The sequence below is a fragment of the Pseudomonas sp. 1152_12 genome (assembly GCF_052850675.1).
Genome location: NZ_VXCW01000021.1, coordinates 1 through 14,574 on the forward strand (window position 1 = coordinate 1; position 14,574 = coordinate 14,574).

The window sequence follows — 14,574 nt, forward strand, 5'->3', positions numbered from 1 at the left end:
AAAAGTCTACAGATATTTTCAAAGGTCCAGCCTTTGATCAACTCAACCCTGCCTGCACATGGCGTCTTCCGGTGTAGTAAAGGCGCAACAAGTTAAAAGAGGGGGGGGCATTCCTCGAGCACGCATAACAGCGATCCCGCAGACGTCATTGCGTCCGTGGAAGCAGAACTCACTCAGGCAATCATCAAAGAATAGGGTGCACCCATATCCTGTGCTCGGTGGATGGACAAGCATGCACCAGCGTCTTCTGTTAAAGCCCACACACTCGCCACACGTATTGACGCCGGTCGCGTGCTGATCAACACCGGTGGCTCACGAGCCACGGGCGCTCTTTGGTAGTTTTAAACAGTCAGGTATCGGCCATGAGTATGGCACCTTCGGTTTAGAGGCCTTTATGGAGTCAAAAAATCGCCCCTTGCCTGATAGAACAGCATGCCGTTGGGGAAATCGATGCAAAGTGTTTCTGCATTTTTGGTATCGTGCAGCACATTTTCACAAGGATTGATCTTTCATCCGCAGGACGCGGCGTCGACCTTCTTCAACGAGATGCTGTAGAAATGCCTGAACCGATACCGATCAAGGATCACGAAAAAGAAAACCGCTTGGTCAACAAGCGCCTACTCGCCTGCGCGCTGCTGGTCATTGGCATCAGTTGCGCCTTGGTAGGGCGCATGTATTTCCTGCAAGTGGTGCAGTACGACTATCACTCCACGATTTCTGAAAACAACCGGGTCCACGTACTGCCGATTACACCGACACGTGGGTTGATCTATGACCGCAATGGTGTGGTGCTTGCCGACAACCGTCCCAGCTACAACCTGACCATCACCCGTGAGCGCACCACCGACCTCAAGGGTGAGTTGGACGCCATCGTCAGCCTGTTGCACTTGCCCACCGAAGACCGCGCCGTGTTCGACAAGGCACTGAAGCAGGCCCGCCATCCTTTTGTGCCCGTGACGTTGTTCTACGAGTTGACCGAAGAACAGATCGCCGTACTGGCGGTTAACGAGTTCCGCTTGCCCGGTGTAGACGTAGAGCCGCAATTTGTCCGTCATTACCCGTTGGGCGCGCATTTTGCCCACTCGGTTGGCTACGTAGGTCGTATCAACGAAAAAGAATCCAAGACCCTCGATTCGGTGGAGTACCGCGGTACCCAGTCCATTGGCAAGACCGGTATCGAGCGCTTTTACGAGTCTGAACTGCACGGCCACGTTGGCTATGAAGAGGTCGAGACTAACGCCCAGGGCCGCGTGTTGCGCGTGCTCAAGCACACCGACCCGATCCCTGGTAAAAACATTGTCCTGAGTCTCGACGCCAAATTGCAGGAAGCCGCTGAGGAGGCCTTGGGCGATCGCCGTGGCTCGGTAGTGGCCCTCGATCCGCAAACCGGTGAAGTACTGGCGATGGTCAGCAAGCCGAGCTTTGACCCCAATCTCTTCGTCACCGGTATCAGCTTCAAGGAATACGCCGCACTGCACGATTCCATCGACCGTCCGCTTTTCAACCGCGTGCTACGCGGGCTCTACGCGCCGGGTTCGACGATCAAGCCCGAAGTGGCCATCGCCGGCCTCGACAGTGGTGTGGTCACCGCGCAAACCCGCGTGTTTGACCCCGGTTACTACCAGTTACCCGATTTTGACCACAAGTACCGTAACTGGAACCACAGCGGCGACGGCTGGGTGGACATGGACGCTGCCATCATGCGTTCCAACGACACCTACTTCTACGACCTAGCCCACAAACTGGGTATCGACCGCCTCCACGATTACCTGGCCGAATTCGGCCTCGGCCAGAAAGTCTCCCTCGACATGTTCGAAGAGTCAGCCGGCCTGATGCCTTCCCAGGCCTGGAAGCGCGCGACACGGCGCCAGCCGTGGTTCCCGGGCGAAACCGTGATCCTCGGTATCGGTCAGGGCTACATGCAAGTCACGCCGTTGCAGCTGGCCCAGGCCACCGCGTTGATTGCCAACAAAGGCGTGTGGAACAGACCGCACCTGGCCAAGACCATTAACGGTGTTCCACCGGTGGATGAAAACCCGATGCCCAACGTAGTCCTCAAGGACCCGCGTGATTGGGAGCAGGTTAACCACGGCATGCAACTGGTCATGCATGACCCGCGTGGTATCGCGCGGGCCGCAGCAGCAGGCGCGCAATACCGTATCGCCGGGAAGAGTGGTACGGCGCAAGTCGTTGCGATCAAGCAGGGTGAGCGTTACAACCGAAACAAGACCCTCGAGCGCCATCGCGACAACGCCTTGTTTGTCGGCTTCGCGCCAGCCGAACACCCGACAATCGTGATCTCGGTGATGATCGAAAACGGCGAGGCCGGTGGGCGGGTGGCGGGCCCCGTCGTGCGGCAAATCATGGACGCCTGGCTGCTCGACCAAGACGGCCACTTGAAGCCGCAATACGCCACACCGGCCAAAGCGCCAGGTGACCCGCACGTCTAAATCAGGTCTTCCACTCTTCCCAGTGCTCTAGGCTTTCATAAGCAACCCAGGGCACATCATGAGCCGTCCAGATGTGCGAGGTGGGCCGAATGCCCGGATCATCATCCAGCGTCGCCACCCGCACAATCACGTGGGGTTGATGCCCACGCTCTGCTATCAGGTGTGAACCGCAACGCGAGCAGAAATGCCTGACTTTGCCCGGTGAAGACTCAAACGACGACAGCAGCGCTTCACCCTGGGTCCAGCGGAAATGTTCGCGCATCACTCCGGCCGTAGTCACAAACGCTGCCGCATGCACTTTGCGGCAGCTGTCGCAGTGACAATGGCTGATCGGCATGTCCAGGCTGTCCACTTGATAGCGCACAGTTTTGCAGAAGCAACTTCCATTCAGCGGGTCAGTCATACACGTATTGCCTGATCAAGGGAGGGGTCATCATCGCGCACGACTCAAAGTTGCGCATTGGTTGATGCCGCCTAATGTCAATGGAGGAGGTGACTTATGCACGTATTAGATCGCATTGAACGAAAAGTACTGCTTAACGCTTCACGTAAACAAGTGTGGGAAGCACTTACCGATGCCGAGCAATTCGGCGACTGGTTCGGCATCGCCCTCCAAGGCAAAACCTTTGCGCCTGGACAAACCCTCGAGGCGCAGATCACCTATCCTGACTACGAGCATGCGGTGTGGAAGGCCAAGATCGAACGCGTCCTACCACGCACGCTGTTCTCGTTCTGGTGGCACCCTTACGCGGTCGAGGAAGGTGTCGACTACGACAGCGAAACACCGACTCTGGTGGAGTTCACCATCGAAGATCGGGCCCCAGGCATTTTGCTGCGGGTAGTTGAGTCCGGTTTTGACGCGGTGCCTGAAGCCCGACGCCAGAAAGCCTTCAAGATGAATTCCCGTGGCTGGGATGAGCAAATGAGCAATATCGAAACCTATCTCGGTCAAGCCCGTCGCGTCTGACCCAAACGGGTACCTGGATGGTGCCCGTTATAAAAACGCTCAGTCGTCTTTCGCGGATCGCCTTGGGTCGGTTGCTCAATTCGGTAAACGCCCAATGTTGCCCCGTAGCTGGCCAGGTCTAGTTGCCGTTGGTGACCATTGCGGTGTCGAACGTAATAAGTGCGGTCGGCCCTGAAGCCTGGCCTTCAATGTTCTGCGCCTGCTGGTCGCGGATCAATCTTTCGGTGTAGGAGGACATGCTGAACGGTACATCCATGATGCCCTGGTTGCCCAGCACAGCCAGTTGCCCACCGTGAGCCACTTAATGTTCTGCAACAATTTTGTGAGATTGGGGTCTGCGCGCGCGTTAACGTGCCGCGTTTGCTCGGATGCCGAGTAGAATCACGCCCTGAAAGCGATTCCTGAGGTGTGGTACGGTGGATTTACAGCAGGGTTTTGTCCTGACCCGGCATTGGCGTGACACGGCGGCGGGTACGGAGGTCAGTTTCTGGCTGGCGACCGACCAAGGCCCACGTTATGTGCGCCTACCCGTGCAAACCTCGGTGATGTTTATCCCCGAGGCCTATCGCAAACAGCTGGACTGGTTGCTCAAGGGCGAGCGCAATATCGAACTGCGTCCGCTGCAGTTGTGTGATTTCCATCACCGCCCGGTAATGGGCCTCTATACCCGCCAGCACCGCCAACTGATGGACTTGGAAAAACGCTTGCGCGCCGCGGGTGTCGATGTCTACGAAGGCGACGTACGCCCGCCCGAGCGTTACATGATGGAGCGCTTCATCACCGCGCCGGTGTGGTTCGGCGGCACACGCGATGCCAGCGCTACCCTGATTGACGCGCAGATGAAACCTGCGCCAGCTTACCGCCCGCCGCTGAAACTGGTGTCCCTGGACATCGAGACCACCGCCCAAGGCGACCTCTATTCCATTGCCCTCGAAGGCTGCGGCGAGCGCCAGGTGTACATGCTCGGCCCACCAAACAAGGCCGATGCGGTGGACTTCAAGCTCGATTACTGCGACACCCGTGCGCAACTGCTCGAGCGCCTAAACCAATGGCTTGCCACCCATGACCCCGACGCGATCATCGGCTGGAATGTGGTGCAGTTCGACCTGCGTGTGCTTCACGAACACGCCCAGCGCCTCAACGTGCCGCTGCTGCTGGGCCGTGGCGGTGAAGCCATGGCCTGGCGCGAACATGGCAGTCGCAATCACTACTTCGCAGCCGCAGCGGGGCGCTTGATTATCGATGGCATCGAAGCGCTGCGTTCGGCGACTTGGAGTTTCGAATCCTTCAGCCTGGAAAACGTTGCGCAAACCCTGCTTGGCGAAGGCAAGGACATTTCTACGCCGTACCAGCGCATGGACGAAATCAACCGCATGTTTGCCGAGGACAAGCCCGCCCTGGCGCGCTACAACCTCAAGGACTGTGAGCTGGTTACGCGAATTTTCGAGAAGACCGACCTGCTCAAGTTCCTGCTCGAGCGCGCCAGCGTCACTGGGCTTCCGGCCGGTCGCAACGGCGGTTCGGTCGCGGCGTTCACCCACTTGTACATGCCGTTGATGCACCGCCAGGGCTTCGTTGCGCCGAACCTGGGCGACAAACCGCCTCAGGCCAGCCCCGGTGGTTTTGTGATGGACTCGCGTCCCGGCCTGTACGAATCGGTGCTGGTACTCGACTACAAAAGCCTTTACCCGTCGATCATCCGCAGCTTCCTGATCGACCCGGTGGGCCTGATCGAAGGCCTCAAGCACCCTGACGACAGCGAGTCGGTTGAAGGCTTTCGCGGCGCGCGTTTCTCGCGCACCCGACACTGTCTGCCGTCAATTGTCACGCGTGTTTCCGAAGGCCGCGAGGCTGCCAAGCGTGAACACAACGCGCCGTTGTCCCAAGCCCTGAAAATCATCATGAACGCCTTCTATGGTGTGCTGGGTTCCAGCGGCTGCCGGTTTTTCGACACGCGGCTGGCATCCTCGATCACGATGCGCGGGCACCAGATCATGCGCCAGACCCGCGAGCTGGTTGAAGCCAAAGGTTACGAGGTGATCTACGGCGACACCGACTCCACTTTCGTCTGGCTCGGCAGCGCGCATTCTGCGGATGCCGCCAGCCGCATTGGCCGGGAATTAGTGCAGCACGTCAACGACTGGTGGCGCGCGCATCTGCACAGCGAATACGGCCTGCAAAGCGCCCTCGAACTGCAATACGAAACCCACTTCAGCCGCTTCCTCATGCCGACCATCCGCGGCGCGGAGGAAGGCAGCAAAAAGCGTTATGCCGGCCTGGTCGTGCACGCCGATGGCACTGAAGACATGATCTACAAAGGCTTGGAAACCGTGCGCAGCGACTGGTCGCCGCTGGCCCGACAATTCCAGCAGGAGCTCTACCAGCGCATCTTCCATCGCCAGCCCCATCAGGACTACGTGCGCGACTACGTGCGCCGAACCTTGAGCGGCGAACTCGACGACCTGCTGATCTACCGCAAACGCCTGCGCCGCCAATTGGACGACTACGAACGCAACGTGCCGCCGCATGTACGCGCCGCGCGCCTGGCCGATGAATACAACGATCGCCTGGGGCGCCCGCGCCAGTACCAGCGCGGCGGCTGGATCAGCTATGTGATCAGCGTCAACGGCCCGCAACCGCTGGAAGTGCGGCAGGCGCCGATTGACTACGATCATTACGTCACCCGGCAATTACAGCCAGTGGCCGATGCGATTTTACCGTTTGTCCATGACGACTTCGCCACCTTGGTCGGCGGGCAAATGGGCCTGTTCTAAAACGCTTGCCTGGGTGGGATGAGAGCCTGCACTCTTGGCCTCTGATGACCACCCTCAGACGGCGCAGCTTTCTATGACTCAGATCACACTGACCGGCACTTCGGTCGAACTCCTGCCACTGCAACGTGACCACGCGAGCGCCCTGGTCGAGGCGGCCTCCGACGGTGAGCTTTGGAATCTTAACGTCACCCATGTGCCCGGCCCCAAGACTGTCGACAAGTATATCGACATCGCCCTCGCTGGGCGTGAGGCCGGCAGCATGATCCCGTTCGTCATCGTACGTCGCGACAGCGGCCAGGTGGTCGGCAGTACACGGTTCTGGAAGGTCGATCGGGTCAACCGCAAGCTCGAGATCGGCCACACCTTCCTGGCGCAATCCGCGCAAAAGTCCGCCATCAACACGCAGGCCAAACTGTTGCTGCTGACCTACGCCTTTGAAGTCCTCGACTGCGTGCGCGTGCAATTCACCACCGACGAACTCAACGAAAAGTCCCGCGCCGCGATCCTGCGTCTCGGCGCCGTGCAAGAAGGCATCGTGCGTCACGAACGCATCATGCCTGACGGGCGCAAGCGCAACTCGGTGCGCTTTAGCATCATCGATTCGGAATGGCCGCAGGTGAAGACCAGCTTGCAGGCCAAACTGCTGCGATAAGGAGGCAACGCCCATGTACACGCTCTACGGCATTGATGAATCCGGCTCCTGCATGATCGAAGTCGCCCTGCAGCGTTGCGCAGTGCAGTGGCACCGGATAGACGCCAGCTCTTGGGAAGACGGCGAGGGCAGTGAAGCCCTTGCGCGTATCAACCCGCTCAAACAAATCCCCACGCTGGTCACCCCCGATGGCCAGGTGCTGACCGAAAGCGCCGCGATCCTGATCCACCTGGGCCTGGAGTTTCCCGACTCGAACCTGCTCGCCGGCAACCGCGCGCAGATCCTGCGCGGCCTGGTCTACATCGCCGCGAACTGCTACTCGGCCATCGGCATCATCGACTACCCGCGACGCTGGCTCGGCACCGCCGATGAAGCGCTGCAAACGCAATTGACCACCGGCACGCGCCGCTGTCTGCATCACGCCTGGGTGGTGTTCGCCCAGCAGTTCGCTGACCAGTTGTTTACCCCGAATAATCTGCCGAATGCACTGGGCATCATGGCCGCAGCGGTGTCGCGCTGGGACGCGGCGCGGGATGTGTTGAGCGACCTTGCGCCAGGCTTCGCCCAGACGCTGGCGCAAGTGGATGCCGACTCCGTCGTGGCGCCCGTGTTTGCTCGGCATTGGCCGGAGTGGGGCGTCTCGTAATGTTTCCGCAATCAGAAGAAACAATCACCGTTGAGGCTGTCCAACCCCTTGCGTGGCGGGCTTCCTGACCTACGCTTCTTAACGAGGTGTAGGAATCATCCTTGAAATTGACTGTCGCAGACATGAAACTCAAGAACCCTGCATGGAATTCAAAGGAGGTGCGCATGCTCATCCGGTCGCTGACCCTGGCTACCTTGATGGCTTTTACGGGGCCGCTGTTGGCCGCGGATGATATCAACCCGCTCAAGCAGGACGTGGGTAAGTCCCGCCCGCTGGTGGTGGTGGAGCTTGATTCCGGCAACGAAACATTGGCGACCCTCAAGAAACAGCTGGACGAGCCTGCCAACAAGCAGTCCTTTGAAGAGCGCAACATGGTGTTCTACACCGTGAAGTTCGGCAGCATCGGTGCCGAAGGGGAAAAGTTTGCCAAGGACGCAAAGGACAACAAGAAGCTCACGCCGCCTGAAACCAACGCGTTGATCCGTGCCCTGAAGTTAGGCGCTGGCAGCGGCACCAAGGTGATCCTGGTCGGTAAGGACGGCGAGAAGAAAGTCGAGAAGACTGTCCCACCGGATCCCCTCGACCTGAAAGAGTTCTTCAGCGCCATCGACCAGATGCCCATGGCCGAAAAAGAACTTGCCGCGCCTGCAGAACCAGAGCCCGCCGCCGCGCCAGCCAAGGGCGCCAAAGCAGCCAAGCCTGCCAAGGCCGGTAGCAAGGCAGCCCCAGCGCAACTCGATGATTGAACCTACATAACCCCTGTGGGAGCGGGCTTGCTCGCGATAGCGGTGTACCAGTCGCTGTAAATATGGACTGACACACCGCCTTCGAGAGAGCCCGTTCCCACATTGGTTCAGTGGTTTTCTGAAGTTTTGGCGGGCTTACGCACCGGAAACGGAAAGTAGAAAAAGCGCAAGAACGCTACCCGCTTGATCACTTCCCCGATCAGCAACGGCACCACCACCGCCACCACCAGGCCCACACAAGCCGACACGAATGGATGCAGGCCCAGGCGCTCCATCAGGTTGACGCTCTTATGCTGGATCTCTCCATGGAAAATCAACAGGATCAGAGTCGACTGGCCGATGTAGGTCATCGCCTGCGTGATCACGGTCGAGACCATCAGCACCTGCGCCAGTGCCCAGCATGCGTACACGCCGATCACCGCCAGTAGGCTAGTCCACAACCAGTGGTCGTAGCGCCGCTGCGCCAGGTCCATGGTGTCGTGGCTGTAGAGGAAAACGACGGCGAACAGTGCCACTGAAATCACCAGCGTCAGCAGCGAGCCTTCATGCCTGCGCAGCCAATCGCGCAACAGGTAGCCGTACATGAAGTAGGTGCTGCTGATCAGCGTTACCTCAAGGCTGAAGGGCAGCCCGGGTAACATCCAGGTGTGCCCACCGACGGTCACCGGCACTTGCCAGAACCAGGGTAATACCCAAATACCGATCAACAGTTGCGCCGCTATCAGCAGGCAGCCGATTGCCAGTGACAGCTTCAGGCGCTGGATCAACCGCAGCATCACCCAACTGAACAGCATCGCCACCCAGAAGTGCGGCAGAAACCACAGTGCTTGCCACGGAATAGTGTCCACCGAGGCATACAGCACACCGCCAACATCCGGCAGCAGCGGTTGCCCGCGCAATACGCTGCGTACGATCACATACACCAGCATGGTGAAGAAGAACGGCTTGAGCAGGCCGTCGGCCTTGCGTATCGCCATCTCCACGAACGCTTGCTCGGGCTTGAAGAACACCCCGGACAGAAAAAAGAACAACGGCAATATGAACGACGCGATGATCGGATAGATCAACTCCGCAGAGTTGGCGACGAACCAACTGTGGCCATACACGATCATCAGGATGCCAATGCCTTTGGCAATATCCATCTGTATCCAACGATGTTTCACCTGACCACCCCCGATCGATTATTCACGCCTTGCGCCACGGCTTCAGCCACAGCCCCATGCCCAGCAACACCACGACGCCTGCCAGGGTGCTGAGCCCCAGTTGCTGCCATACGTCTTGAATCCGAAACAGCACCAGCGCGGCCAACCCCATGACCGCCGCACTGAGTAACGATTGTCGCGCCCAGGGCAGGGCGCCCAGCAGGTTTTGGCGCTGCATCAGCAGCAATGCCGTGCAGATCACCCCCGCCAGCGCGGCCAGCGGGATACCCGCCAGGCCAAACACAAACGGCAGGGCGCCCAGCAACAGCACATTGACCAGGCTGCCGAGCAACTCGCAACGCAGCGGCTGGCGTGTATCGCCGGCGGCGTAGGCATAACGCGCGAGCAAGGCGTTCCAGGCGCCGAACACCAGCGGCACGGCGAACCACGCCAGCAGCAGCGGCAGCGGCGAATCCGCCGATTGTTTGGGCAGCAGCAGCGCCACCAGGCTCGGCGCCGCCGCCACCAGCCCAACCCCTGCGGGCAATGTCAGCACACTGGCGGTTTCCAGGCCGCGCTTGAGCAGGGCCAGGCGCTCATCGCCCTGGCGTCGGCTCATCATGCCCAGCAGCACCTGGTTGAGGCTCATCAACGCAATCAGCGGCAGGTTCATCAGCTTGCGGGCGAGGTTGACCCAGGTCACCGCGCCTTCGCCGAGCAGCGAGGCCACCAGCCGTTCGATCAACGCCAGCCCTTGGCTGGCGCCATTGCTCAGCAACAGTGGCCCGATGCGCTGGCCCAGCTCGCGCAGTGGCGCAACACTCAATTGCCAGCGCCACGGCCGCCAGCCCTGACGCCAGATCGACGGCAGCAGCGCCAAGGGCATCAACAGGCTGCCGGCCAGGCAAGCGAGTGCCAACCCATGGGGTTGGCTGGCCGTGCCGGCCACGGCGAGGTACGTCACCGGCGGCAAGTTGAACAACAACGAACCCAACCCCGCCAGCACAAAGCGCTCGCTAGCCTGCAGCGGAATGCTGAACAACGCATGCAGCATTAAGCCCGGCACGCACCAGGCGACGGTCTGCAAGTTGCTACCGGCAAGTGCCGTGGCGCTGGCCGCGAGCCCCGGGCCGAGCAACTGCACCAGCCACGGCGCCAACAGCGTCAGCAGCAGGCTGGTGGCCAAAGCAATCAGCATCAAGGCCGGGAACAGCACCGCCAGCCAGTCCAGGCGCTCGCCGTCCTTGCGTTGAAGGTACAGCGGCAGCGCGGCGGCGCTGAGTACGCCACCGGCCAACGACATGCGCAATGCTTCGGGTAAGAACAGCGCGATCAGGAATGCATCACTGCGCTCACCCGCGCCCCAGGCCGCCACCAGCAGCCATTCACGGGCGAACCCCAGGCACAGGCCGAGCAAGGTTGCCAGGGTCAGCCAGACGGCGGAGCCAAGCATGATTAAGGCCGTGCGCCGTCAAGCATCGGCTTGCGAAAAGCCACGGCCTTGACCTGCGGCAGGCGCGCCGGGAATAGCCGCCGTGCCTCCAGCACATTGAGGCCGACCATCAACCAGAACAGCGCGACCATCACCACCGCAAAGCTGAAGTAATGGTCAAACAAACCGCTGACCAAGGCTGAGAGAATCCCGGCGGTGGTGCCCAGCCACAGCGCGTTGTCCTTGGTCAGGCGGATCGGGCCTGGTTCCGGGCGCGCTTCGCGCCACCAGCGCACGGTGACGCCGATAAACAGCAACATGCCGATGATGCCGGTCTTGTAGATGAAGTTCAGCCACAGGTTGGAGATCCCCAGCAAATGCGTGCCCGGCACCGGCGGGTCGACCTTGAAGCCGATGCCGAACGGATACGCCGCCACCGCCTGCGGGAACATGCGGTATTCGTCGAAACGGACTTCGGTACTGGCGTTATTCGACGAAAAAATCGTCGCCAGGCGGTCCTGCAGCGGCGGGTAAGCCATCACCAGCGCAACTGTCAGCGCTGCACCGATCATCAACAAGCGCCCGGTATAGGGCACGCGCCGCGTGGCCATCCAGATCAGCACCAACGCCAGGCTCACCATCGCGCCACGGCTACTGGCCAACAGCAGCGCAGCGGCGCCGAGGCAGGCCACGCTTAAGCCCAGTGCGCGCTTGCAGCCTTGTTCGGTCATGCCGTAGCAGAACGCCAACGGCAGCAGCAGCGCCATGATCCCGCCGATGGCATTCGGGTGCATCCACGGTGAGCCCATGCGCGACGCCATCGCCTCGAGGCCAAATTTCAACATGTCGAAGTTGCCGTAATTGAACAGCGCTAAAATCGGCGCAATGCCGGCTCCCGAGCGAGTGCGCACAAACACCGCAATCGACAGCACTAGCATCGCCAGGCTGCCCAGCAGCAGGGCGATGACCAGGGATTCGCGCTGCTTTTGGTTCACCAGCAACTTGGCGGTCAGGAACACCCCCGACAGGTTCAGTAACCAGCGCAACCAGTTGGCCACGCCGCTGCTGTCGGCGTGGATGGTGACTTGGCCGACGATGAATGGGAACACGCTGAACAGCATCAGCCATAACAGCATCTGGTCGGTGGGGCGGCGTGACAGGCTCGGCGTATCGGGCAGGCGCGATAGAAAGCTGTGCCACAGCACCGCGCCCCAGGTCAGCGCCAGGATGGCTTCGCTCACCGTGCTGCGAATGCCCAGGTTGACGGTCGAGTAGGGCATAAAAGTCGCGATGCCGGCGAACAGCAGCAAGCCCCACAGCGGGAAGCGCAGGATCGTCACCGCGGCGGCCAGGCCGATCACGGCGAGGAAGGCCTTGGCCGGTGATAACAGCAAGGCGAGTGCGCCAAACACTAGGCCGAACAGGATCGCGACGAGGCTGGCCAGGGAAAGTCTCATTTCAACTCCTCGATCAGTTCGACCAGGCGCCGGCGATACGCCTGATGATTGAAGCGTAGCGCCCATAGCGTGCGTTGCTCGGCAGAATCTTCCGTTGGGCGATCAACCAGGTCGAGCATCAATCGCACCAGCGCCGGGCCGTCGGTGGGCGAAAAGCGTGGGGCCGACGGCGGCGTAATCTCATCCAGCGAGGTGCCGCTGGCCACGGCCACCGGCGTGCCCACGCTCAAGGCTTCGATCACCGGCAAACCAAACCCTTCGGCATAAGAGGGTTGCCACAGGCGCGAGGCCTGACGGTACAGCGCGTGTAACTCGGCATCTGATACGCCGCTCAAGGCGCGAATTCCAGGCAGGTTACGCTGGGCTTCAGGCAAATGTTCGAGGCTGCCCACCAGCACCAGTTCCGGCACGCCGAGTGATCGGCTGCGGGCCTGCTGCCAGGCGTCCACCAGGAAGGGCACGTTCTTGCGCAGTTCACGGGTGCCTACCAGCAGCCAATAGTGCTTGGGCAGGTTGCGTGCCGTGAGGTCTGCCGCCCGTTCGACAAAACTGTCCACTTGATTGGGCAATACCCGAATCTTGCCTGCCGCCTTGGGAAACAGCCGCGCGGTTTCATCAAAGCTGTACTGTGATGGCGTCCATATGCGGTCGGCGCTGTGTACCGCATAGGCAATCGACAGCCGATCGCTGGTCTTGTAGATCAGCGCTTTCAAACGGTTGGCGTGGTAGTTGTTCAGGGTGATCTGGAACAGGTCATGCAGTAGCACCACGGTGCGCAAACCTTTGGGTTTTGGCGGCAATGGCAAGCCCATATTGAACGTGCTGATGTACAGGTCGATCTGTTCTTCCCGCAACGCGCGCGGTAGAAACCCTGCCTCAAAGCGCAGGCGATTTTGCGGTTGATGCATCGCGGTTTTTGCACAAGCCCAGGCCGGGCAAAGGGCCTTTAAGCGGGCTTCATCACCCAGGGGCGCCACGGTAAACCGCGTAAGTTCCACCTCCGGCAGGGTGCACAGGGCATTCTCCAGCGCGTACACCTGGCGGCTGATGCCCGATTGCGGCGAGGTCCCAACGGTACGGTAATCCAGGCCTATACGCATGCAGGCACCTTTTGGTTGAGCGGCGCGAGCGTCGCATACACCTGCTCGAGCTGGCTGGCCGCGACGCTCCAATCATGGGCGCGGCGTACATAGGCGCGACCGGCTTCGCCCATGGGCGCGGCGGCCTCGGGGAATTGCAGTAAGCGCACGACGGCGTCTGCCAGGCTGTCAGCGGTTTGCCCGCCGAGGTAGTCCAGGCCTTCGATCAGGTCCAGGCCTGACACGCCTTGCTCGGTACTCGCTAAGGGCAGTCCGGCAGCCAGCGCTTCGAGCACTTTCAATTTGGAACCGCCGCCGTGGCGCAACGGCGCCAGAAACACCGAACAGCTTGATTGCAAATTCAACAGGTTCGGCACAAACCCTTGCCACTCAATACGCGGGTCTTTCCAACGCTCACGCCAACTGCCGGGCATGCCAAAACCGCACACGCTCATGCGCGCAGCGGGGCAGCGCTCCCAGACTTTGGGCAGGATTTCATCCAAGGCCCACTCGATGGCGTCCACGTTGGGCGCGTATTCATAGTTGCCGAGGAACACTATACGTCGTGTCGACGGGTCAGGATGGGCGGCGGCGAAGTGATCGCAGTCCACGCCATTGACCACCACTGATACCGGTTTACCGGCGATCGTTGCCAGTACCTGCGCATCGCTGTCGGTGACGGCTACCGTCTGCGCCGCCTGGCGCATCACGCGATGTTCCCAGCGGGCGTAGCGCCATTGATCGTAGCGAATGAACGGCAGGGCCCAGCGTGGCAAGCGATCATAAGTGGCCGCGCCCAGCGCTGATTCAACGTTGTGCTCGGTCAATACAAACGGCTGGGATTTGCGCGCCAAAGCATCTTCGTACGGCTGGAACGTGTAGGTGTGCTCGATCTGCACCACGTCCCAATGTTCTTTAAGCAATTGATTGAAGGTGTCCTGCAGCGCCCCTGACAGGCCATTGACGCTGGCCAGCAGCGGGTAGGGCGCAAACAGTCCGGCCACCAAGGTTTTCAGGCTGCGCAGCGGGCGGCGCGGCAGCACGATCAGTTGTTCGAGGAAGGCTTCCAGCACCTGGCGATCGGTCACCGACACCGGGTGCTTGTCATGCAGCAGCAAGGTAATGCGATGCCCGCGCGCGGCCAGGCTGCGCAGCAGATGGAACTGGCGCGTTTTGCCGCCGCTGGTGGCGGGCCAGGGCGAGTAGGGCAGGATCCATAAAATGCGCAT

Annotated in this window: 13 protein-coding genes; 6 read left to right on the plus strand and 7 right to left on the minus strand. The window is 60.6% G+C overall.

Annotation, left to right across the window (positions count from 1 at the left end; all coding sequences use genetic code 11):
- Positions 1 to 557: 557 nt before the first annotated feature.
- Complete coding sequence (gene mrdA, locus FW764_RS26180) at positions 558 to 2,450, plus strand: penicillin-binding protein 2 (protein WP_446436410.1); 1,893 nt, start codon at positions 558 to 560, stop codon at positions 2,448 to 2,450.
- Between the two features lies 1 nt (position 2,451).
- On the opposite strand, the gene FW764_RS26185 is transcribed toward mrdA, so the two are convergent.
- The gene (locus FW764_RS26185) at positions 2,452 to 2,853 is read right to left on the minus strand and encodes a GFA family protein (protein WP_446436411.1); all 402 of its coding nucleotides are present in this window, start codon (positions 2,851 to 2,853) and stop codon (positions 2,452 to 2,454) included.
- A 96-nt stretch (positions 2,854 to 2,949) separates the two neighbouring features.
- On the opposite strand from FW764_RS26185, the gene FW764_RS26190 reads away from it, so the two are divergent.
- Positions 2,950 to 3,417: an SRPBCC family protein gene (locus FW764_RS26190; RefSeq protein WP_446436412.1), complete on the plus strand. Its 468-nt coding sequence runs from the start codon at positions 2,950 to 2,952 to the stop codon at positions 3,415 to 3,417.
- Positions 3,418 to 3,535: 118 nt separating this feature from the next.
- On the opposite strand, the gene FW764_RS26195 is transcribed toward FW764_RS26190, so the two are convergent.
- Entirely contained in the window at positions 3,536 to 3,718 is a 183-nt protein-coding gene (locus tag FW764_RS26195) for a hypothetical protein (RefSeq protein ID WP_446436456.1), read from the minus strand.
- A 115-nt stretch (positions 3,719 to 3,833) separates the two neighbouring features.
- On the opposite strand from FW764_RS26195, the gene FW764_RS26200 reads away from it, so the two are divergent.
- The 4 genes from FW764_RS26200 to FW764_RS26215 all read left to right on the plus strand — a co-directional run bounded on the left by FW764_RS26200 (position 3,834) and on the right by FW764_RS26215 (position 8,235).
- A complete protein-coding gene (locus FW764_RS26200; protein ID WP_446436413.1) occupies positions 3,834 to 6,191 on the plus strand; it encodes a DNA polymerase II in 2,358 nt (785 codons plus the stop codon).
- Between the two features lie 73 nt (positions 6,192 to 6,264).
- The gene (locus tag FW764_RS26205; protein WP_446436414.1) at positions 6,265 to 6,843 is read left to right on the plus strand and encodes a GNAT family N-acetyltransferase; all 579 of its coding nucleotides are present in this window, start codon (positions 6,265 to 6,267) and stop codon (positions 6,841 to 6,843) included.
- Between the two features lie 13 nt (positions 6,844 to 6,856).
- Entirely contained in the window at positions 6,857 to 7,489 is a 633-nt protein-coding gene (locus FW764_RS26210) for a glutathione S-transferase N-terminal domain-containing protein (protein ID WP_446436415.1), read from the plus strand.
- Positions 7,490 to 7,653: 164 nt separating this feature from the next.
- Positions 7,654 to 8,235: a DUF4174 domain-containing protein gene (locus tag FW764_RS26215; protein WP_446436416.1), complete on the plus strand. Its 582-nt coding sequence runs from the start codon at positions 7,654 to 7,656 to the stop codon at positions 8,233 to 8,235.
- Between the two features lie 107 nt (positions 8,236 to 8,342).
- Here FW764_RS26215 and FW764_RS26220 read toward each other — a convergent pair whose 3' ends face one another.
- Genes FW764_RS26220 through FW764_RS26240 form a run of 5 tightly spaced genes read right to left on the minus strand, consistent with a single transcriptional unit; the run spans position 8,343 to position 14,574 of the window.
- On the minus strand, positions 8,343 to 9,377 hold the full coding sequence (locus tag FW764_RS26220; protein ID WP_446436417.1) for an acyltransferase family protein: 1,035 nt from the start codon (positions 9,375 to 9,377) through the stop codon (positions 8,343 to 8,345).
- A 43-nt stretch (positions 9,378 to 9,420) separates the two neighbouring features.
- Positions 9,421 to 10,830 carry a murein biosynthesis integral membrane protein MurJ gene (gene murJ, locus FW764_RS26225; protein WP_446436418.1) on the minus strand — a complete coding sequence of 470 codons (1,410 nt, stop codon included), beginning with the start codon at positions 10,828 to 10,830 and terminating at the stop codon, positions 9,421 to 9,423.
- A gap of 2 nt (positions 10,831 to 10,832) precedes the next feature.
- Positions 10,833 to 12,266, minus strand: a complete 1,434-nt coding sequence (locus FW764_RS26230) for an O-antigen ligase family protein (RefSeq protein ID WP_446436419.1) — start codon at positions 12,264 to 12,266, stop codon at positions 10,833 to 10,835.
- The gene (locus FW764_RS26235) at positions 12,263 to 13,366 is read right to left on the minus strand and encodes a glycosyltransferase family 4 protein (protein ID WP_446436420.1); all 1,104 of its coding nucleotides are present in this window, start codon (positions 13,364 to 13,366) and stop codon (positions 12,263 to 12,265) included. The genes FW764_RS26230 and FW764_RS26235 overlap by 4 nt, the downstream gene beginning before the upstream one ends.
- On the minus strand, positions 13,357 to 14,574 hold the full coding sequence (locus FW764_RS26240) for a glycosyltransferase family 4 protein (RefSeq protein ID WP_446436421.1): 1,218 nt from the start codon (positions 14,572 to 14,574) through the stop codon (positions 13,357 to 13,359). Before FW764_RS26240 ends, FW764_RS26235 begins: the two co-directional genes overlap by 10 nt.

Coding starts and splice junctions, on each gene's coding strand:
- mrdA (WP_446436410.1), top strand. CDS start 558: ATGCCTGAACCGATACCGATCAAGGATCACGAAAAAGAAAACCGCTTG.
- FW764_RS26185 (WP_446436411.1), bottom strand. CDS start 2,853: ATGACTGACCCGCTGAATGGAAGTTGCTTCTGCAAAACTGTGCGCTAT.
- FW764_RS26190 (WP_446436412.1), top strand. CDS start 2,950: ATGCACGTATTAGATCGCATTGAACGAAAAGTACTGCTTAACGCTTCA.
- FW764_RS26205 (WP_446436414.1), top strand. CDS start 6,265: ATGACTCAGATCACACTGACCGGCACTTCGGTCGAACTCCTGCCACTG.
- FW764_RS26210 (WP_446436415.1), top strand. CDS start 6,857: ATGTACACGCTCTACGGCATTGATGAATCCGGCTCCTGCATGATCGAA.
- FW764_RS26215 (WP_446436416.1), top strand. CDS start 7,654: ATGCTCATCCGGTCGCTGACCCTGGCTACCTTGATGGCTTTTACGGGG.
- FW764_RS26220 (WP_446436417.1), bottom strand. CDS start 9,377: ATGGATATTGCCAAAGGCATTGGCATCCTGATGATCGTGTATGGCCAC.
- murJ (WP_446436418.1), bottom strand. CDS start 10,830: ATGCTTGGCTCCGCCGTCTGGCTGACCCTGGCAACCTTGCTCGGCCTG.
- FW764_RS26230 (WP_446436419.1), bottom strand. CDS start 12,266: ATGAGACTTTCCCTGGCCAGCCTCGTCGCGATCCTGTTCGGCCTAGTG.
- FW764_RS26235 (WP_446436420.1), bottom strand. CDS start 13,366: ATGCGTATAGGCCTGGATTACCGTACCGTTGGGACCTCGCCGCAATCG.
- FW764_RS26240 (WP_446436421.1), bottom strand. CDS start 14,574: ATGCGCATTTTATGGATCCTGCCCTACTCGCCCTGGCCCGCCACCAGC.